The organism is Pseudomonas fluorescens (assembly GCF_902497875.1).
GTDB classification, from domain to species: Bacteria; Pseudomonadota; Gammaproteobacteria; order Pseudomonadales; family Pseudomonadaceae; genus Aquipseudomonas; species Aquipseudomonas fluorescens_BR.
Genome location: NZ_CABVHY010000010.1, coordinates 69298 through 88663, shown reverse-complemented (window position 1 = coordinate 88663; position 19366 = coordinate 69298). Strand labels below are relative to the sequence as shown.

At 59.8% G+C, this 19366-nt stretch carries 18 protein-coding genes; 13 read left to right on the top strand and 5 right to left on the bottom strand.

The window, feature by feature from the left end; translation table 11 throughout:
- Positions 1 to 68: 68 nt before the first annotated feature.
- From F8N85_RS11960 to F8N85_RS11920, 9 genes are all read left to right on the top strand, one after another.
- Positions 69 to 1367 (top strand): MFS transporter, encoded by a 1299-nt coding sequence (locus F8N85_RS11960; protein WP_150803820.1) that lies wholly within the window; start codon positions 69 to 71, stop codon positions 1365 to 1367.
- Between the two features lie 173 nt (positions 1368 to 1540).
- Complete coding sequence (locus tag F8N85_RS11955; RefSeq protein ID WP_150803819.1) at positions 1541 to 2539, top strand: phosphate ABC transporter substrate-binding protein PstS; 999 nt, start codon at positions 1541 to 1543, stop codon at positions 2537 to 2539.
- 414 nt (positions 2540 to 2953) lie between these two features.
- Positions 2954 to 4987: an ABC transporter permease subunit gene (locus tag F8N85_RS11950; protein WP_191636169.1), complete on the top strand. Its 2034-nt coding sequence runs from the start codon at positions 2954 to 2956 to the stop codon at positions 4985 to 4987.
- Between the two features lie 15 nt (positions 4988 to 5002).
- On the top strand, positions 5003 to 6673 hold the full coding sequence (gene pstA, locus F8N85_RS11945) for a phosphate ABC transporter permease PstA (RefSeq protein WP_150803817.1): 1671 nt from the start codon (positions 5003 to 5005) through the stop codon (positions 6671 to 6673).
- Between the two features lie 146 nt (positions 6674 to 6819).
- A complete protein-coding gene (gene pstB / locus F8N85_RS11940; RefSeq protein ID WP_150803816.1) occupies positions 6820 to 7653 on the top strand; it encodes a phosphate ABC transporter ATP-binding protein PstB in 834 nt (277 codons plus the stop codon).
- A 111-nt stretch (positions 7654 to 7764) separates the two neighbouring features.
- Positions 7765 to 8526 (top strand): phosphate signaling complex protein PhoU, encoded by a 762-nt coding sequence (gene phoU, locus F8N85_RS11935; protein WP_150803815.1) that lies wholly within the window; start codon positions 7765 to 7767, stop codon positions 8524 to 8526.
- Between the two features lie 166 nt (positions 8527 to 8692).
- On the top strand, positions 8693 to 9598 hold the full coding sequence (locus tag F8N85_RS11930; protein WP_150803814.1) for a response regulator: 906 nt from the start codon (positions 8693 to 8695) through the stop codon (positions 9596 to 9598).
- 126 nt (positions 9599 to 9724) lie between these two features.
- Positions 9725 to 10072: a hypothetical protein gene (locus F8N85_RS11925; protein WP_150803813.1), complete on the top strand. Its 348-nt coding sequence runs from the start codon at positions 9725 to 9727 to the stop codon at positions 10070 to 10072.
- A gap of 54 nt (positions 10073 to 10126) precedes the next feature.
- A complete protein-coding gene (locus tag F8N85_RS11920; protein WP_150803812.1) occupies positions 10127 to 11023 on the top strand; it encodes a peptidoglycan DD-metalloendopeptidase family protein in 897 nt (298 codons plus the stop codon).
- 154 nt (positions 11024 to 11177) lie between these two features.
- Here F8N85_RS11920 and F8N85_RS11915 read toward each other — a convergent pair whose 3' ends face one another.
- From F8N85_RS11915 to phoB, 3 genes are all read right to left on the bottom strand, one after another.
- On the bottom strand, positions 11178 to 12518 hold the full coding sequence (locus F8N85_RS11915) for a hemolysin family protein (protein WP_150803811.1): 1341 nt from the start codon (positions 12516 to 12518) through the stop codon (positions 11178 to 11180).
- Positions 12519 to 12641: 123 nt separating this feature from the next.
- A complete protein-coding gene (gene phoR, locus F8N85_RS11910; RefSeq protein ID WP_263596374.1) occupies positions 12642 to 13928 on the bottom strand; it encodes a phosphate regulon sensor histidine kinase PhoR in 1287 nt (428 codons plus the stop codon).
- 82 nt (positions 13929 to 14010) lie between these two features.
- Positions 14011 to 14700 carry a phosphate regulon transcriptional regulator PhoB gene (gene phoB, locus F8N85_RS11905; protein WP_150640783.1) on the bottom strand — a complete coding sequence of 230 codons (690 nt, stop codon included), beginning with the start codon at positions 14698 to 14700 and terminating at the stop codon, positions 14011 to 14013.
- Positions 14701 to 14851: 151 nt separating this feature from the next.
- On the opposite strand from phoB, the gene F8N85_RS11900 reads away from it, so the two are divergent.
- Positions 14852 to 15238: a hypothetical protein gene (locus F8N85_RS11900; protein ID WP_150803809.1), complete on the top strand. Its 387-nt coding sequence runs from the start codon at positions 14852 to 14854 to the stop codon at positions 15236 to 15238.
- 55 nt (positions 15239 to 15293) lie between these two features.
- On the opposite strand, the gene ubiA is transcribed toward F8N85_RS11900, so the two are convergent.
- Both ubiA and F8N85_RS11890 read right to left on the bottom strand, forming a co-directional pair.
- Positions 15294 to 16184, bottom strand: coding sequence for a 4-hydroxybenzoate octaprenyltransferase (ubiA, locus tag F8N85_RS11895; protein ID WP_150803808.1), 891 nt, complete (start codon positions 16182 to 16184; stop codon positions 15294 to 15296).
- On the bottom strand, positions 16184 to 16747 hold the full coding sequence (locus F8N85_RS11890; protein ID WP_150803807.1) for a chorismate--pyruvate lyase family protein: 564 nt from the start codon (positions 16745 to 16747) through the stop codon (positions 16184 to 16186). Before F8N85_RS11890 ends, ubiA begins: the two co-directional genes overlap by 1 nt.
- Positions 16748 to 16962: 215 nt before the next feature.
- On the opposite strand from F8N85_RS11890, the gene F8N85_RS11885 reads away from it, so the two are divergent.
- The 3 genes from F8N85_RS11885 to F8N85_RS11875 all read left to right on the top strand — a co-directional run bounded on the left by F8N85_RS11885 (position 16963) and on the right by F8N85_RS11875 (position 18780).
- Positions 16963 to 17130: a rubredoxin gene (locus tag F8N85_RS11885; RefSeq protein WP_032856748.1), complete on the top strand. Its 168-nt coding sequence runs from the start codon at positions 16963 to 16965 to the stop codon at positions 17128 to 17130.
- A gap of 37 nt (positions 17131 to 17167) precedes the next feature.
- On the top strand, positions 17168 to 18316 hold the full coding sequence (locus F8N85_RS11880) for an NAD(P)/FAD-dependent oxidoreductase (RefSeq protein WP_150803806.1): 1149 nt from the start codon (positions 17168 to 17170) through the stop codon (positions 18314 to 18316).
- Positions 18317 to 18504: 188 nt separating this feature from the next.
- Positions 18505 to 18780, top strand: a complete 276-nt coding sequence (locus F8N85_RS11875) for an HU family DNA-binding protein (protein WP_003195589.1) — start codon at positions 18505 to 18507, stop codon at positions 18778 to 18780.
- The last annotated feature ends 586 nt before the right edge of the window (positions 18781 to 19366 follow it).

Below are 19366 nucleotides of genomic sequence, written 5' to 3'. Positions count from 1 at the left end.
CCGAACCTGCCAGGCCTCAACCAGCGCTGTTGCGGCTTCCAGATCCGACTATAAGAGAAGCCCTTGCCATGACCAGTGTGCCTTCGAGCATTGCGCAGCCAGCGCAACCCGCACGTCCGTTGACCCGTAGCGACTACAAGACTTTATCGCTGTCCGCCCTGGGTGGGGCGCTGGAGTTTTACGACTTCATTATCTTCGTGTTCTTCGCCACGGTCGTCGGCAAGTTGTTCTTCCCGGCGGACATGCCGGAATGGCTGCGCCTGATGCAGACCTTCGGGATTTTCGCGGCCGGTTATCTGGCGCGGCCCCTGGGCGGCATTGTCATGGCGCACTTTGGCGACCTGCTGGGGCGCAAGAAGATGTTCACCCTGAGCATCTTCATGATGGCCGTGCCCACGTTGATCATGGGGTTGCTGCCGACCTACGCGCAGATCGGCATGTGGGCGCCGATCCTCCTGCTGCTGATGCGAGTGATCCAGGGCGCGGCCATTGGCGGTGAGGTGCCGGGCGCCTGGGTGTTCGTGTCCGAGCATGTGCCACAACGTCATATCGGTTATGCCTGCGGCACGCTGACCTGCGGCCTGACTGTCGGGATCCTGCTTGGCTCGCTGGTCGCCACCGCGATCAACAGCATTTACACCCCCGAGCAGGTCGTCGATTACGCCTGGCGTATCCCGTTCCTGCTGGGTGGAGTATTTGGCCTGTTTTCGGTGTACCTGCGTCGCTGGCTGCACGAAACTCCGGTATTTGCCGAGCTGCAACTGCGTAAGGCCCTGGCCGATGAAGTGCCGCTGCGTGCGGTGCTGCGCGACCATCGTGGGGCGATCTTGATCTCGATGCTGCTGACCTGGTTGCTCTCGGCGGGGATCATTGTGGTCATTCTGATGACTCCGACGGTACTGCAGACCATTTATCACTTCTCGCCAACCATTGCGTTGCAGGCTAACAGCCTGGCGATTGTCTTCCTGAGCGTCGGCTGCGTGGCTTCGGGCGCGCTGGCTGACCGTTTCGGTGCTGGCCGGGTGTTTGTATTCGGCAGCGGGGCGCTGTTGCTGACCTCCTGGATCTTCTACCACAGCCTGTTCAACCACCCCGACTGGCTGTTCCCGCTGTACGCGCTGACCGGTCTGTTCGTCGGCACCATCGGCGCGGTGCCGTACGTGATGGTAAAGGCCTTCCCGGCCGTGGTGCGTTTCAGCGGCTTGTCGTTTTCCTACAACCTGGCCTACGCAATCTTCGGCGGCCTGACCCCGATGGTCGTCACCTGGATGCTCAAGGAAAGCCCGTTGGCTCCGGCCTACTATGTGGCGATTATTTGCAGCATGGGGATTCTGGTAGGGCTGTATCTGTGGAAGAAGGGGCGTTGATTTAAATATCGGCTGGCGCCTGGCGATACCAGCATTAGCTCCTCACCTGAAAAGGCCAGCCTTCTAACCGAATGCTGGCCTTTCATCTAATTGTCACATTCCAGTCATAGAGTGTTCACACGGCCCAAAGATACTTGGCCCGACTTAACACACCTATCTGCTAGGAGTAAGGCATGAAACTGAAGCGTTTGATGGCGGCAATGACGTTTGTCGCTGCTGGCGTTGCGACTGCCAATGCGGTTGCCGCTGTTGACCCTGCTATCCCGAGCTACACCAAGACCACAGGTGTGTCGGGCAACTTGTCCAGCGTCGGTTCCGATACCCTGGCGAACCTGATGACCCTGTGGGCCGAGAACTACAAAAAAGAATACCCGAACGTCAACATCCAGATTCAGGCTGCCGGCTCCTCCACTGCGCCCCCCGCGCTGACTGAAGGCACCGCTAACCTGGGCCCGATGAGCCGTAAAATGAAGGATAACGAGCTGCAAGCCTTCGAAACCAAATACGGCTACAAGCCAACCGCGATCCCGGTCGCTGTGGATGCCCTGGCCGTGTTTGTGCACAAGGACAACCCGATCAAGCACCTGACCATGGAACAAGTCGACGCGATCTTCTCCTCGACTCGTTTGTGCGGCGCCAAAGCCGACGTGAAAACCTGGGGTGACCTGGGCGTGACCGGCGACCTGGCCAACAAGCCAGTGCAACTGTTCGGTCGTAACTCGGTGTCCGGCACCTATGGCTACTTCAAGGAAGAAGCCCTGTGCAAAGGTGACTACAAGCCAAACGTCAACGAACAACCAGGTTCGGCGTCGGTTGTGCAATCGATCAGCAGCTCGCTGAACGGCGTCGGCTACTCGGGCATCGGCTACAAGACCGCCAGTGTGAAGACTGTGGCCCTGGCCAAGAAAGGCAGCACTGAGTTCGTTGAAGACACCGAAGAAAACACCCTCAACGGCAAATACCCGCTGTCGCGTTTCCTCTACGTTTACGTCAACAAAGCCCCGAACAAGCCTCTGGCCCCGCTGGAAGCCGAGTTCGTGAAACTGATTCTGTCCAAACAGGGTCAGGAAGTGGTGGTGAAAGACGGCTACATCCCGCTGCCAGCCAAGGTTGCTGCAAAAGCACTGGCTGACCTCGGTCTGCAGGAAGGCGCTGCAGTCGTAAAAAAGTAATACCTGAGCCTGGGTCGTGACCCAGGCTGCACCACCTCGGCGGGGTCTGATCGACCAGGACCCCAGCCACTCTTTTTTGGTCCGCTGCCAGCTTTGCTCGGCGGCGGATTAGTTGCGTCACTGCATTGTCATCTTTCTGTCATACAGGATCGCTAGGGTGTGCGAATGAATGATCTGGCCACTTCTACCATGACTACAAATCCCCCCAAGCGAATTGACTTCAATACGCCTGAGCTGCAACGCAAGCGCCGCATCCGCGCGCTCAAAGACCGCCTGACCCGCTGGTACGTGCTGATCGGCGGTCTCGCCGTCCTCGGCGCAATCACGTTGATCTTCTTCTTCCTCGGTTACGTGGTGATGCCGCTGTTCCAGGGCGCCGACCTGACCGCCAAAGACGCCATCACGCCGGCCTGGATGCAGGATGCCGGCAAGCCGCTGATGATTTCCCTTGAAGAACAGAACCAGGTCGCCATGCGGGTTTCCGACAAGGGCCAGGCGCTGTTCTTCGACCTCGACAGTGGCGCCGAACTGCGCCGCGTCGACCTGCCGATCCCGGCCGGTGTCAGTGTTTCCTCCATCGGTGAAGATCAACCTGGCAGCCCGCTGGTGATCGTCGGCCTGTCCAATGGCCAGGCGCTGATGTTCCGTCACACCTATAAGGTCAGTTATCCGGACGGCAAGAAAACCATCTCTCCGGCCATCGAATACCCTTACGGTGAAACACCGATCGCGCTCGATGAACAAAGCCGGCCCTTGGAGCACGTCAGCCTCAATGCCACCGATTCAACCCTGGTGGTCGCCGGCTCTACCGGTCCACAACTGCATGTGCTGTCGCTGACTCAAGAAGAAAACATGATGACCGGTGAAATCACCAGTGATCAGGCGCGTATCGATCTGCCGCAAATGACCGAGCCGGTCAAAGCCATCTTCATCGACCCGCGCCAGCAATGGCTTTACGTGCTTAATGGGCGTGCCCAGGCCGACGTGTTCAGTCTGCGCGACAAGAGCCTCAATGGTCGCTACAAGCTGCTCGACAACGGCGAAGCCGAAGTGACCGCCAGTACCCAACTGGTGGGCGGTATCTCGCTGATCATCGGTGATTCCAAGGGCGGCCTGGCCCAGTGGTTCATGGCCCGCGACCCGGATGGCGAGCAACGTCTGAAACAGATCCGCACCTTCCAGATGGGCATCACGCCGATCGTCGAGATCACCGCCGAAGAGCGCCGCAAAGGCTTCGTCGCACTGGACGCCTCGGGCAAGCTCGGGGTATTCCACAGCACCGCACACCGCACCTTGCTGGTCGATCAAGTGGTCGATGGCGCCGGGATCTTCGGTCTGTCGCCACGGGCCAACCGGGTGATCGTCGAAGAGGGCGGCAAACTGCAACCGCTGCTGCTGGAAAACCCGCACCCGGAAGTTTCCTGGAGCGCCTTGTGGAACAAGGTCTGGTACGAGAACTACGACGAGCCTAAATACGTCTGGCAATCGACCGCCGCCAATACCGACTTCGAACCCAAGCTGAGCCTCTCGCCGTTGACGTTCGGTACGCTCAAGGCCGCGTTCTACGCGATGTTGCTGGCCGCCCCACTGGCCGTTGCCGCCGCGATCTACACCGCTTACTTCATGGCCCCGGGCATGCGCCGCAAGGTCAAGCCGGTGATCGAGTTGATGGAAGCGATGCCGACGGTGATCCTCGGCTTCTTCGCCGGTCTGTTCCTGGCACCGTACGTGGAAGGGCATTTGCCGGGGATTTTCAGTCTGCTGCTGTTGATGCCAATCGGCATCCTGGTCGCCGGCTTCACCTTCAGTCGCCTGCCTGAGTCGCTGCGCCTGCGGGTGCCGGACGGCTGGGAGAGCGCGATCCTGATTCCGGTGATCCTGTTCGTCGGCTGGCTCTCGCTGTACATGAGCCCGTACATGGAAAACTGGTTCTTCGGCGGCGACATGCGCATGTGGATCTCCCACGACCTGGGCATCACCTACGACCAGCGCAACGCTCTGGTGGTCGGTCTGGCCATGGGCTTTGCGGTGATCCCGAACATCTACTCGATCGCCGAAGACGCCGTGTTCAGCGTGCCGCGTGGCCTGACCCTGGGGTCGCTGGCACTCGGCGCCACGCCATGGCAGACCATGACTCGCGTGGTGATCCTGACCGCCAGCCCGGGCATTTTCTCGGCCTTGATGATCGGCATGGGTCGCGCGGTGGGTGAAACCATGATCGTGCTGATGGCCACGGGTAACACCCCGGTTATGGAAATGAATCTGTTCGAAGGCCTGCGCACCCTGGCCGCCAACGTTGCAGTGGAAATGCCCGAATCGGAAGTCGGCGGCAGCCACTACCGCGTGCTGTTCCTCTCGGCGCTGGTGCTGCTGTTGTTCACCTTCGTCATGAACACCCTCGCCGAGCTGATCCGTCAGCGTCTGCGCAAGAAATACTCGTCGCTTTAAGAAAGGTAGAAGTCTGTGAAACAGAACTCCCTGAAAGGATGGTTCAAGAGCGGCGCCCCAGGCGTCTGGATCAGCGGTGGCGCGGTGTCCATCGCGGTCATCATGACCATCGGCCTGCTGGCCGTGATTGCCGTGCGCGGCTTGGGCCACTTCTGGCCGGCGGACCTGGTGCACGCCCATTACAACGTTCCTGGCCAAGCCAATCAGCTGGTCGTCGGCGAAGTGGTGCAGAAAGAACAAGTACCCCGTGAGCGCTTGAAAAGTGCTGGTCTGCCAGTACCCGATCAAGGCCCGGAGTTCATGACCCGCGAGCTGATCAAGGTCGGAAACCGTGACCTGAACGGCACCGACTTCACCTGGATCGTCGGCGAGTGGTTGACCAACCAGACCACGCCGCCAGAACTGATGGCCATCGAACGTCGTGAGTGGGGTAACTTTTACGGCTACCTGGTCAACGTCAAACAGGACGGCAAGGTCATCGCTGAAGGCGAGGCGGCGTGGCCGGAGCTGCAAGCCCGGGTCGAGCGCGTCAACCAGCTCGCCACGCAACTGAAAACCCTCGAAAAATCCGATATCGGTGCCATCAACGCCGGCCTCGAACGTCTGCGTCTGCAGGCCCGCAAACTGGAACTGGCCGGCACCCTCGACGCCGCTGCTCAGGCGGATATGGACGGCGAACGCGCCGAACTGAACAATCGCTACAAGGCGATCGAAGCACAGCTCGATGACCTCCACGCCCAGTTCAACCGCGACAGCCTCACGGCCCGCGATGCCAACGGCAAAGAAGTGGAAATCAGCATCGGCAAAGTGGTGCACGCCTATCAGCCGAACGCCATGGGCACCCTGACCAAGGTCGGCTTCTACTTCAGCAAGGTCTGGGAATTCCTCAGCGACGACCCACGTGAAGCCAACACCGAAGGCGGGATCTTCCCGGCCATTTTCGGCACCGTGATGATGACCCTGATCATGGCGATGATCGTCACCCCGTTCGGCGTGCTGGCGGCGGTCTACTTGCGTGAATATGCCCGCCAGGGTCCGATGACCCGGTTGATCCGTATTGCCGTGAACAACCTCGCGGGTGTTCCGGCGATCGTTTACGGGGTATTCGGCCTGGGATTCTTCGTCTACGTACTGGGCGGCTCGGTCGACCGGTTGTTCTTCCCTGAGGCCTTGCCGGCACCGACTTTCGGTACTCCGGGCCTGCTTTGGGCATCGCTGACGTTGGCATTGCTGGCGGTGCCGGTGGTGATCGTCGCCACAGAAGAAGGCCTGGCGCGGATTCCTCGTACCGTGCGTGAAGGTTCGTTGGCGCTCGGCGCGACCAAGGCGGAAACGCTGTGGAAGATCGTCCTGCCGATGGCCAGCCCGGCGATGATGACCGGCATGATCCTCGCCGTGGCTCGCGCCGCCGGTGAAGTGGCGCCGCTGATGCTGGTGGGTGTGGTGAAACTGGCGCCGTCGCTGCCGCTGGATGGCAACTACCCGTACCTGCACCTGGACCAGAAAATCATGCACCTGGGCTTTCACATCTACGACGTCGGTTTCCAGAGCCCGAACGTCGAAGCCGCGCGACCGCTGGTATACGCCACGGCATTGCTGCTGGTCATGGTGATCGCCACGCTCAACCTGTCGGCAGTGTGGATTCGTAACCACCTGCGCGAGAAGTACAAAGCGTTGGATAGTTGATTTCATGCAGTACTGATTTCTCTGTGGGAGCGAGCCTGCTCGCGATGGCATCAACGTGGTTTCAGATTAAAACCGCGTCGCCTGAATCGCGAGCAGGCTCGCTCCCACAAAAACCGAAACGAATTTGTTAGCACAGGGAGCCTCCCATGCAGCACGAAGCACATAGCCACGGCATCAACATGTCCGCCCTGGGGCGCGACAAGCAAAGCCTGAGCCTGGCGCAAGAAACCGTTGCCATCGAAGTCCCGGGCCTGAGCCTGTACTACGGTGACAAACAAGCGTTGTTCGATGTCAGCTTGAATATTCCCAAGCAGCGTGTGACCGCCTTTATCGGCCCGTCCGGTTGTGGCAAGTCGACCCTGCTGCGCACGTTCAACCGGATGAACGATCTGGTCGACGGTTGCCGCGTGGAAGGCGAAATCAATCTGTACGGCCACAACATCTATCGCAAGGGTGAAGACGTCGCGGAGCTGCGTCGCCGGGTCGGGATGGTGTTCCAGAAGCCCAACCCGTTCCCGAAAACCATCTATGAAAACGTGGTCTATGGCCTGCGCATACAAGGCATCAACAAAAAGCGTGTGCTCGACGAAGCCGTCGAATGGGCGTTGAAGGGCGCAGCCCTGTGGGATGAGGTCAAGGACCGGCTGCACGAGTCGGCACTCGGTCTGTCCGGTGGTCAGCAACAACGTCTGGTGATTGCTCGCACCATCGCCGTGGAGCCGGAAGTCCTGCTGCTCGATGAACCTTGCTCGGCGCTGGACCCGATCTCGACGCTGAAGGTCGAAGAGCTGATCTACGAATTGAAATCCAAGTTCACCATCGTCATCGTGACCCACAACATGCAACAGGCCGCCCGGGTTTCCGACTACACGGCGTTCATGTACATGGGCAAACTGGTGGAATTCGGCGACACCGATACCCTGTTCACCAATCCGGCGAAGAAGCAGACCGAAGACTACATCACCGGTCGGTATGGCTAGGAAGCAGCGCCAAGCCGCAAGCTTCAAGCGGCAAGTAAAAGCGGTTCAGCGTAACGACACAGACAGCTTGCAGCTTGTAGCTTGCAGCTCACAGCTTTTGCGGAGCAAATCATGATTTCGAAGGAAGGCCTCACCCATCACATCTCCCAGCAGTTCAATGCCGAACTCGAGGAGGTGCGCAGTCACCTTCTGGCCATGGGTGGTCTGGTAGAGAAACAGGTCAACGACTCGGTGACCGCGCTGATCGAAGCCGACTCGGGTCTGGCCCAGCAAGTGCGGGACATCGACGACCAGATCAACCAGATGGAACGCAATATCGACGAAGAGTGCCTGCGCATTCTGGCCCGTCGTCAGCCTGCCGCGTCCGATTTGCGCTTGATCATCAGCATCTCCAAGTCGGTGATCGACCTGGAGCGCATCGGCGACGAAGCGACCAAGATCGCCCGTCGTGCCATCCAGTTGTGCGAAGAAGGCGAGGCCCCGCGCGGTTACGTCGAGGTTCGGCACATCGGTGATCAGGTACGCAACATGGTCCGCGACGCGCTGGACGCATTCGCCCGCTTCGACGCCGATCTGGCGCTGTCGGTGGCGCAGTATGACAAGATCATCGACCGCGAGTACAAGACCGCGCTGCGTGAGCTGGCCACCTACATGATGGAAGACCCGCGCTCTATCTCACGGGTCTTGAGCATCATCTGGGTGCTGCGTTCGCTGGAACGGATCGGCGATCACGCTCGCAACATCTCGGAACTGGTGATTTACCTGGTGCGCGGCACCGACGTGCGGCACCTTGGCCTCAAGCGCATGAAAGAAGAAGTTGAAGGCACAAGCGCCGAAAGCGCTAATGTTCCGGGTAAAGCTGACGATAAGTAAGATTGCCCCGAGAAAAAACGCCTGACCTTGTGGTCGGGCGTTTTTGTTTGTGGTTTTCGAACTCATAGCACCCGCGAACGAAAAAAGTCCCGGAGTGACTGAAGAGCTTTGGCAAATTGCCATCAGCCGAGCATTATGCTTGCCGGGATTCTTGAAGGGGTGGTGAATGAGTAAGGTTAGTGTGTTGGTGGTAGATGACGCTTCGTTCATTCGCGACCTGGTGAAGAAGTGCCTGCGCAACTACTTTCCGGGTATCAAGATTGAAGAGGCGGTCAACGGCAAGAAGGCTCAGACCTTGCTCGCGCGCGAAGCCTTCGACCTGGTCCTGTGTGACTGGGAAATGCCGGAATTGTCCGGCCTCGAACTGCTGACCTGGTGCCGTGAACAAGACCACCTCAAGAGCATGCCGTTTGTCATGGTCACCAGCCGTGGCGACAAAGAGAACGTGGTCCAGGCGATTCAGGCCGGGGTGTCCGGCTACGTCAGCAAGCCTTTCACCAACGAGCAGTTGCTGACCAAGGTCAAGCAGGCCCTGCACAAGGTCGGCAAACTCGAGACCTTGCTCGCCAGCGCGCCGACCAAAATGAATTCGGCGTTCGGCAACGATTCCCTCAGCGCCCTGACCGGCGGCAAGGCCGAAGTGGTCAAGCCCGTTGCCGCGCCTGCCGCGCCTGCCGCACCTTCCCAAGGCCTGCTCAACAGCCCGCCGATCAAGACTGCTGCCTCGTCTCCGGGCGGCCGTGGTCAAGGTCAACTGCGTCTGCCCAATGGCATTCAACAATGCGCGATCAAAGCCCTGAGCCTCAAGGAGGCGCTGTTGGTGGTCCGGCGTACTGAAAGCCTGCCGCAGGTACTCGACAGCGCCGTGCTCGACCTGGAGCAGGGCGACAACGCCGAAATCGCACGCCTCAACGGTTACCTGCACGCGGTCGTGGCCTACGAACAGAAGCCGGACAGCGACTGGCTGCAACTGACCTTCCGCTTCGTCGACCAGGACGCGCAGAAACTCGACTACATCTCCCGGTTGATTGCTCGTGGGACGGCGCAGAAGCATTTTGTGCCGGGTGCTTGAAGCAATTTAGTAAGCATCAAGTTGAATATGGGTCGCAGCGGTTACGTCCCTTCCTGATGCTTATTGAAGACGATTCCTACATCTAATCAGGAAGCCTCGCTGTTCCTGAACAGTAGAATGGTTGGCATGATCGCGTCCTGGTTAATCCACAGGAATCGACACATGCTGTGTGAGTGTTGCGAGGGTTTAAGTCAGGGTATTGCCAATAAGGGCACGCTGGTCTGGATGGGTCACTCCATTCAGATCACCCATATACCGGTGGGTTTAAGTGCTGACGAGCAACGCGGCTATCGCATTCTGCTGGACTCGGGTCTTGCCTGGAAAGTCGATCATGTCGATGCTCATGGGCATCCATGGCTCGCGTTGCAATACAGCGCTGAGCGCTACGAAACGATGAGCCCGATATCGGGTAGCTACCGCCTGATACCCTGCGATCCCGTTTATCCGGTTTTGAAACATCTGCCGACTTCGTGAGTCCATTGCAGCTGCTAGTCTGCTTTCCACGCCCTACTCGACAGATTCTTGCCCATGCTCGCGCGATTGCTGCTTTTTTGTGGTCTTTTCATGGTCGCCACTGCGGCCGGGGCCACGACGATCTACAAAACCATCGATATCAATGGTTCGGTCTCCTACAGTGACCGTCCCAACGGCGCCTCGAAGGTGTTCGTGTTTCGCGATCGAATGGTCGAGCAACTGGATCGTCAGGTACGTCTCGATATCAAGAAGCACAAGGGTGAGGATAGCGTCTTTGTGCGCAACGATTTGTATGCCCCGGTGGAGATCGAGCTGAGTTTCGTCGGGCTGAAGAATGTCAGCGGCGCGCCGAGTCGGCCGATCCGCCGGGTTTTGCCGGCGCGCAGCAACGTGCGTCTGGCGCTGCTCACGGCGACGCGAGCCGGCAAACCGCTGACCTATACCCCAAGCTTCCGTTATTCGCTGGGAGACCCCTCAGGGGCGGCCCAGGCCTATCGTTATCCGGTGCCCTGGCAAGGTGGGCCGTTTCGCCTGACGCAAGGGGCCAATGGCAAGTACAGCCACTTCGGAGTCAAGAATCGTTACGCCATGGACATCGCCATGCCGGAAGGCACACCGATCATCGCGGCCCGTGGCGGGGTAGTGGTGAGGACCGAGAATGCCCAGACCGGGCGCGGTACCGACCCGTCCGGCAACTTTGTCCGGGTGCTGCACGACGACGGCACCATGGGCGTCTATCTGCACCTCAAGCGAGGTTCGGTGAATGTCCGGGAAGGGCAGCGGGTGGCGGTGGGCAGCCCGCTGGCGCTGTCGGGCAACACCGGCAACAGCAGCGGCCCGCATTTGCACTTCGTGGTGCAGCGCAATACCGGGTTGGGCTTGGTGTCGATTCCGTACCAGTTCAATCAGTCGGTGGGCAACCTGCCGAATTTTGCGTTGGGTAAGCAATGATGCTGGAAAGCAAAAGATCGCAGCCTGCGGCAGCTCCTACAGAGGCCTCGCTACACCCGTGATTAAGGTGCATGCGATCCCCCCCCCGTAGGAGCTGTCGAGCAGAGCGAGGCTGCGATCTTTTTCAATGCACATGCGGTCGCCCGCGTTGCGATCAATCCAGCATCAACACCTTGGCCAGCACGATTTTCGGGCCTTTCATCTTTTTGATGATGATCCGCAGGCCTTCGACTTCCAGCACTTCTTCCTCTTCCGGCACCCGTTTCAGGGTTTCGTAGACCAGCCCGGCGAGGGTTTCGGCTTCGATGTGGTCCAGGTCGATGCCCAGTAGGCGTTCGACTTTGAACAGCGGCGTGTCGCCACGCACCAGCAGCTTGCCTGGTTGGTAGGCGAGGATGCCGCGTTCGGCCTTGCGGTGTTCGTCCTGAATATCGCCGACCAGCACTTCCAGCACGTCTTCCATGGTCAGGTAGCCGATGATGTTGCCGTCGGCTTCTTCAACCAGGGCGAAGTGCGAACCGCCCTTGCGGAACTGCTCGAGCAATTGCGACAGCGGCATATGCCGGGATACCCGCTCCAGCGGCCGGGTCAGTTCGGCGAGGTTGAACGATTCGGGGATATGGTCCAGCGCCGCCAGTTCCAGCAGCAGGTCCTTGATATGCAGCAGGCCGACGAACTCATTGCGCTCGGTGTCGTAGACCGGGTAGCGGCTGAATTTGTGGCGGCGGAACTGCGCAAGGATTTCCTTGAGCGGGGCATTGAACTCGATGGTCACCAGGTCTTCGCGGGAGTTGGCCCAGTCGACCACTTCCAGCTCACCCATTTCCACGGCCGAGGCCAGTACGCGCATGCCTTGGTCGCTCGGATCCTGGCCGCGGCTGGAGTGCAGAATCAGTTTCAGTTCTTCACGGCTGTAGTGATGATCGTGATGGGGGCCGGGTTCGCCCTGGCCGGCGATCCGCAGGATGGTATTGGCGCTGGCGTTGAGCAGGTAAATGGCCGGGTACATCGCCCAATAGAACAGGTACAGCGGCACCGCGGTCCACAGCGACAGTAGCTCGGGTTTGCGAATTGCCCAGGATTTCGGCGCCAGTTCGCCGACCACGATGTGCAGGTAGGAAATGATGAAAAAGGCGGTAAAGAACGACACGCCTTTGACGACTTCGTCGGAGTCCACGCCGACCGCACTGAGCAGCGGCGCCAGCAGGTGTGCGAAGGCGGGCTCACCGACCCAGCCCAGCCCCAGGGAGGCGAGGGTAATACCCAGCTGGCAGGCGGACAGGTAGGCGTCGAGCTTGCTGTGTACGGTGCGCAGGATCTGCCCGCGCCAGCCATTGGTATCGGCGATGGACTCGACCCGGGTCGAGCGCAGTTTGACCATGGCGAATTCGGCGGCAACGAAGAAGCCGTTGAGCAAAACCAGGACCAGTGCAAAAAGGATCATGCCGAAATCGGCGAAGAGTGTCGCAAGGGTGAAACTAGGGGATGGGTCCATGGTGGAGTTTTGCGGGTTCCGTAAATTCGAAAGAAGGAGGATTGCTGTGCCTGAAAGGCAGGCCCAAGTCAGCCAATGTAGCGGCTGACAGGGCGATTGCCTAGTGGGTAGTGGCTTGTGTGGCTAGTCGGTCAGGGAACTGGCCCTGGATTTCGTCACTTGGACGGGCACGAAATGGCAGGTGAAGGTACTGCCATGGCCCAGTACGCTGCTGATCTCCATCCGTGCGCGGTGGCGCAACAGCACGTGTTTGACGATGGCCAGGCCCAGGCCAGTCCCGCCGGTGTTGGAGTTGCGGCTGGAGTCGACGCGGTAGAAACGCTCGGTCAGACGCGGCAGGTGTTTGCTGTCGATGCCGATGCCGGAGTCCTGCACGCTGAGGTGTGCGCCTTGTTCGTCGCCCCACCAGCGAATATGGATGTTGCCTTCGGCCGGGGTGTACTTCACGGCGTTGAACACCAGATTGGAGAACGCACTGCGCAATTCGGCCTCGCTGCCCTTGAGCAGAATCGACGGATCGGCTTCCAGCGTGATGCGTTGATTGCGTTGCCCGGACAAGGCCTGAGCATCGTTCTTGATTGATTGCAGCAGGCTGTCGATCGCCACTGGCTGGTTGTCCGATGGGTAGTCGGTGGCTTCCAGTTTGGCCAGCAGCAACAAGTCATTGAGCAGGGTCTGCATCCGTCCGCCTTGCTGCTGCATTTGCTGCAAGGCGCGGGTCCAGCGCGGGTTCACCTCGTCAACATTATCGAGCAAGGTTTCCAGGTAACCGCAAATTACTGTCAGCGGCGTGCGTAGCTCATGGGAAACGTTGGCGATGAAGTCTTTGCGCATCTGTTCGAGCTGATGAATACGCGTGACATCGCGCACGAGCATCAAGTGTTCATTGTTGCCGTAGCGGGTGATGTACAGCTGGATGCGCAGCCGATCGTTGATCGGCGAAGGAATTTCCAGCGGCTCGGCGTAGCTGTCCTGTTCGAAATACTCTTTGAAGCGCGGGTGGCGTACCAGGTTGGTCACCGGTTGGCCGCTGTCTTGCGGGGTTTTCAGGCCGAGCAGGGTTTCTGCGGCGCGGTTCCACCATTCCAGGTTGCCGTCGCTGTCGAGCATGATCACGGCGTCTTTCAACGCGGCGGTGGACTCCTGGACCCGGTCGATGACCGCTTGCAGCCGCCCGCGTACCCGCTGGTCGCGGCGTTGCAGGTGGTAGATGCTGTCGAACACTTCACCCCACAGGCCATAGCCATCGGGTGGTGCTTCGTCGGGTTTTTGCAGGCGTAGCCATTGATGCAAGCGCAGTAGCTGCTTGAGGGTCCAGGCCAGATAAATCGCCAGGCCAATGGCCAGGCTCAGGCCGTAGTAGCCGCTGATCAAGCCGACCAGCAAACAGCCGGTGATCAGGAGCAGCATGTGGCGAATCAGGGTGCCATGCCAGTTTTGGTTCACTTAAACACGCGTCCTTGTCAGCTTGTCTGGCGGGGTGAAAAGCAGCTCAGCCTTTGGTGGAAAAGCGATAGCCGGTGCCGCGCACGGTTTGTACCAGGTTCTCATAAGCCTCGCCGAGGGCTTTGCGCAGCCGACGAATATGCACGTCAACGGTGCGCTCCTCGACGTACACGTTGCCGCCCCAGACCTGGTCGAGCAGTTGCCCGCGAGTGTAGGCCCGTTCCTGGTGAGTCATGAAAAACTGCAGCAGGCGGTATTCGGTGGGGCCCATCTCGGCCGGTTTGCCGTCGATGGTCACGCGGTGGCTGATCGGGTCGAGCAGCAGGCCGCCGACTTCGATCGGCGATTCGCCTTCGGTCGGGCCGGCGCGGCGCAGTACGGCCTTGAGGCGGGCGACCAGTTCGCGCGGGGAAAAGGGTTTGGTGATGTAGTCATCGGCGCCAACTTCCAGGCCCTGGATCTTGTTGTCCTCTTCGCCCTTGGCGGTGAGCATGATGATCGGGATATCCCCGGTCAGCTCATCGCGCTTGAGACGTCTGGCCAATTCGATGCCCGAGGTGCCGGGGAGCATCCAGTCGAGCAGAATCAGGTCGGGCTTGCGGTCGACGATGATGGCATGGGCCTGCTGGGAGTTTTCTGCCTCCATGCAGTCGTAGCCGGCCATTTCCAACGCAACGGCGATCATCTCGCGGATGGGCGCTTCGTCGTCGACTATCAGAATGCTCCTGCCAACCATGCTCAGTCCTCTTGTCATTTAACTGTCTTGCGCCGCATTAGATAACGGAATTATTGCAGTCGTGTGACAGTATTTTAGCGCCCCGGCGATCCGCGTGTTCCTGAACTAAGCTTTAAGTCCGAATCCTGACAACCACAAAAGGAAGGTTTCCATGTCTCACTGCACTATTTCCTGGAAAGCGCTATTGGTGACTGCCGCACTGGCCCTGCCGGGGCTGGCGTTTGCCGCAGAGCCCGTAATGATGAAAGACGGCATAGGGGTCGACCATAAAGGCATGGCGGTGTACACGTTCGACAAAGACAGTGCTGGCAAGTCGATGTGTAACGATGACTGCGCCAAGAACTGGCCACCGTTGATGGCTCCGGCGGGCGCCAAAGCCGAAGGCAAGTGGACGACCATCAAGCGTGATGACGGCAAGATGCAATGGGCTTACGACGGCAAGCCGTTGTACACCTTTGTGAAGGACGAAAAACCGGGAGAGATGAAGGGCGACGGCATGAAGAACGTTTGGCACGTGATGCGCGAGTCGCAGAAGTAGCCGACTCAAGGCATCTGTGGGAGCGCCGCACCGCCGCTCCCACAGGATCTACCCGTCAGTGCATGGCGTAATCCAGCACAATCCCGACAAAAATCGCCAAACCTGCCCAATGGTTGTGCAAAAACGCCTTGAAGCAGCGCTGCGGATCTTTTCCGCGGGTGTACCAGAATTCCCAGACAAAACACGCCGCGGCCGCCACCAGCCCGAGGTGGAACCAGCCGCCCAGTTCGAAGCGCGCCCCCGCCAGCAACAGGCAACCCAGGGCCAGTCCCTGCAAGGTGAGAATGATCGCCCGATCCGCATCGCCAAACAGGATCGCCGTGGATTTCACGCCGATCTTCAGGTCGTCGTCGCGATCGGTCATGGCATAATAGGTGTCGTAGCCCACGGTCCACAGCAGGTTGGCGATGTACAGCAGCCACGCGGCGGCCGGCAGGTCACCGGTCTCGGCAGTGAACGCCATCGGCATGCCCCAGGAGAACGCCGCGCCCAGCACCACTTGCGGGTAGTAGGTGTAACGCTTCATGAAGGGGTAGCAGGACGCCAACGCCAGCCCGCCGAACGACAGCCAGATGGTCGTCGAGTTAGTGCACAGCACCAACAAAAAGCTCAGGCTCATCAGCACGGCAAAGAACACCAGCGCCTCTTTGGAACCGATCCTGCCGCTGACCAGCGGACGCTGCGCAGTGCGTTTGACGTGACCGTCGACCTTGCGATCGGCCCAATCGTTGATCACGCAACCACCGGCACGGGTCAGCACGACGCCAAGGACGAAGATCACCACGTTGCTCAGCGACGGCGAACCCTTGCCGGCAATCCACAGCGCCCAGAGGGTCGGCCACAGCAGCAGGTAAATGCCGATCGGCTTGTCCATGCGGGTCAGTTGAATGAAGTCCCAGGCCCGTGGGTTCAGGCGATTCAGCGATTTGAGCAGGCTCAGGTACATCAACAGTTCTCCGGATGGGCGCTTGCGGCGAGCCAAAGGGTCGGAAGGAATATCTCGGCCACCAGCACGCTCAAGGCCCCCCGGTCAAAACGCGAGCGCCGTCCCCAAAGCCCGGGGGCCTGGGATTCGGCGGGTAACCATTGCCGCGGGTAATGGCAGACCTCGATGGCGCGGCGCTGAAACGCCTGATCGCAGAACAACAGCTCGCCCAGCGAGCGGCTGCCGAGTTCATCCATATTCAACCCGCCATCCTGCAAGGCGCTGCGCGCCGCGACGCTGCGGGCAAACACCCAGGCCTGGCCATGACCGCGCAAATACACTTCGCGGACCCAGCCCTCGCTCTTGGCGGGCAGGACCAGTGCGGTGCATTCGTCATCACGCAAGGTTTGCCAGCCTTCGAACAGCGGAGTGACACTGAAGCCGTCATTCGACAGCCGGGTCAGGCGGCGGGTCAGTGAGCCTTCATCGAACAGCCAGTCGAGGGTTTGCGCGTCGGGGAGGGGCATCAGCCGGCTTTGCGGCAACCAGACGGGAGCAGGGGGGCAGGGTATTGAGTGCGGCACAGAGAGTCATTATTGGCAGCAAATGAGGCGGCGAGCTTACCATGTCGACAGGCGATTTAGCCTGATCGGCTGCGGCCCATGCGTCGAACGAGCTTGCATCTGGCGATCCCGATCAGTACAAAACGCCCCTGAGCCGGACGGCAACCCAAGTGTCATTGGTAATGCCCCATCGACCGTCCGCGCCAGCGAAGCCCGAGAACCTGAGGAAACATGTAATGAAGAAGTGGCAATGTGTGGTCTGTGGCCTCATTTACAACGAGGCTGACGGTTGGCCAGACGACGGCATCGCGCCGGGTACCCTGTGGCAAGATGTTCCCGAAGACTGGCTGTGCCCGGACTGCGGCGTGGGCAAAATGGATTTCGAAATGATCGAAATCGGTTAATTGAAGCTTTTCGAATCACTATAAAAAGGACAAAGGCATGAACGCACCTGTCGTGATCGTCGGCACCGGGCTGGCTGGCTACAACCTGGCCCGGGAGTTTCGCAAACTCGATGGCGAAACTCCGCTGCTGCTGATTACCGCAGATGATGGTCGCTCCTACTCCAAGCCGATGCTGTCCACCGGCTTTGGCAAAAACAAGGACGCCGACGGCCTGAGTATGGCCGAACCCGGGGCCATGGCCGAGCAACTCAAGGCCGAGATCCGCACCCATACCCGCATCAGCGGCATTGATCCGGGCCACAAACGCCTGTGGATCGGCGAAGAGGCCGTGGCCTATCGTGACCTGATCCTGGCCTGGGGCGCGGAAACCGTGCGGGTGCCGGTGCAAGGCGATGCGCCTGAGGCGATCTTCCCGATCAACGACCTCGAAGACTACGCGCGCTTTCGCGCAGCGACTGTCGGCAAGCACCGGGTGCTGTTGCTCGGCGCCGGGCTGATTGGCTGTGAATTCGCCAATGACCTGATCCTCGGCGGCTATGACGTGCAACTGGTGGCGCCGTGCGAGCAGGTGATGCCGACCTTGCTGCATCCGGCTGCCGCCGCAGCTGTCCAGGCCGGGCTGGAAAGCCTCGGAGCACGTTTCCACCTCGGGCCGGTGCTCAATAGTTTGCAGCGCACCGTGGACGGGCTTGAGGCGCACCTCTCCGACGGTCAGGTCATCCCTTGCGATGTGGTGGTTTCAGCCATTGGCCTGCGCCCGCGCATCGACCTGGCGGCAGCGGCCGGTTTGGTGGTCAATCGCGGGGTGGTGGTTGATCGTCATCTGCAGACCTCCCACGCCAATATCTACGCCCTGGGCGACTGCGCCGAAGTCGACGGGCTGAACCTGCTGTACGTCATGCCGTTGATGAGCTGCGCCCGTGCGCTGGCCCAGACCCTGGCTGGCCACCCGACGATCGTCAACTATGGCCCCATGCCGATCACCGTGAAAACACCCGTCTGCCCGCTGGTCGTTTCACCACCGCCACGGGGGTCGGAAGGCATCTGGACAGTCGAAGGCGAGGGCGGCGATATCAAGGCGCTGTGCCACGACGCCAGCGGCAAACTGCTGGGTTATGCCCTCACCGGCAGCGCCGTTATGGAAAAACTCGCTCTAAACAGGGAGCTTCCAGCACTGCTGGCATAAATGCTGGTCGTTCTGTCGGATACACCACTCTTTTGGCCCTACAAAGGTCGCGGGGAGACTGGCGCCACTGCTGTCGGCGTGCCATCCTCACTCCCGTCTGCCGCAGAGTAGAGCCTGCGGCGCCTTGGGCGCTGTTCCGGAAGAACAGCACGGACATAACAACAAAAAACCGTCAAAGAGGCTTCACTATGCGTAAACCAGATCTCGCAGCCGCCATTGCTGAAAAAGCTGATCTCACCAAAGAACAAGCCAATCGCGTTCTCAACGCCGTTCTCGAAGAAATCACCGGCGCTCTGCACCGTAAAGACAGTGTCACCCTGGTGGGCTTCGGCACCTTCCTGCAACGCCACCGTGGTGCCCGCACCGGCAAAAACCCGCAAACCGGTGAGCCTGTGAAAATCAAGGCAAGCAACACCGTTGCCTTCAAACCGGGCAAATCGCTTAAAGATAGCGTCAATCCGTAGCGGATGCGGACTCCCCGGATAGTGGGGAGAGCGGTATTTAAGTGGGCATGCCAACCGGGTTGGGTGCCCATTTTTTGTGGGCGTGGGTTTTGCTGACGGAGTTTCTGGTTCCGCACATGCCCCCGTAGGGGCTGCAATACATGTGGGAATGATGCTTTTGTGGCGAGGGGGCTTGCCCCCGTTCGGCTGCGAAGCAGTCGTAAAATCTGTAGATGCGGTCCTCCCAGATACAGCGCAATGACCGAATTAGGGCCGCTGCGCGCCCCAGCGGGGGCAAGCCCCCTCGCCACAGGGGGACAGCGCACCCGTCTAGTGCCTGGTTGCACACACCAAAGCCCGCCGCTTATAGTTCGCCCGTCTGCTGACTCCGGTCAGCGACAGGGTTTCGCAGCCCTTACAGAAATGTTTTACCAGCACCGTCAAAAGACAACATGGGCAGATTTCGCCTGCGTTTCGTTTTATGGCGGCTGTGCGTGGGAGACCTTCGGGTCTGCCGGGTTTATTCATTTCCTCGGTCTGCGAACCCGCGCACAGCTGCCACCCATTTTTGTTTCGCAGCGAAAGGTGGCATTTCATTAATTCGAAA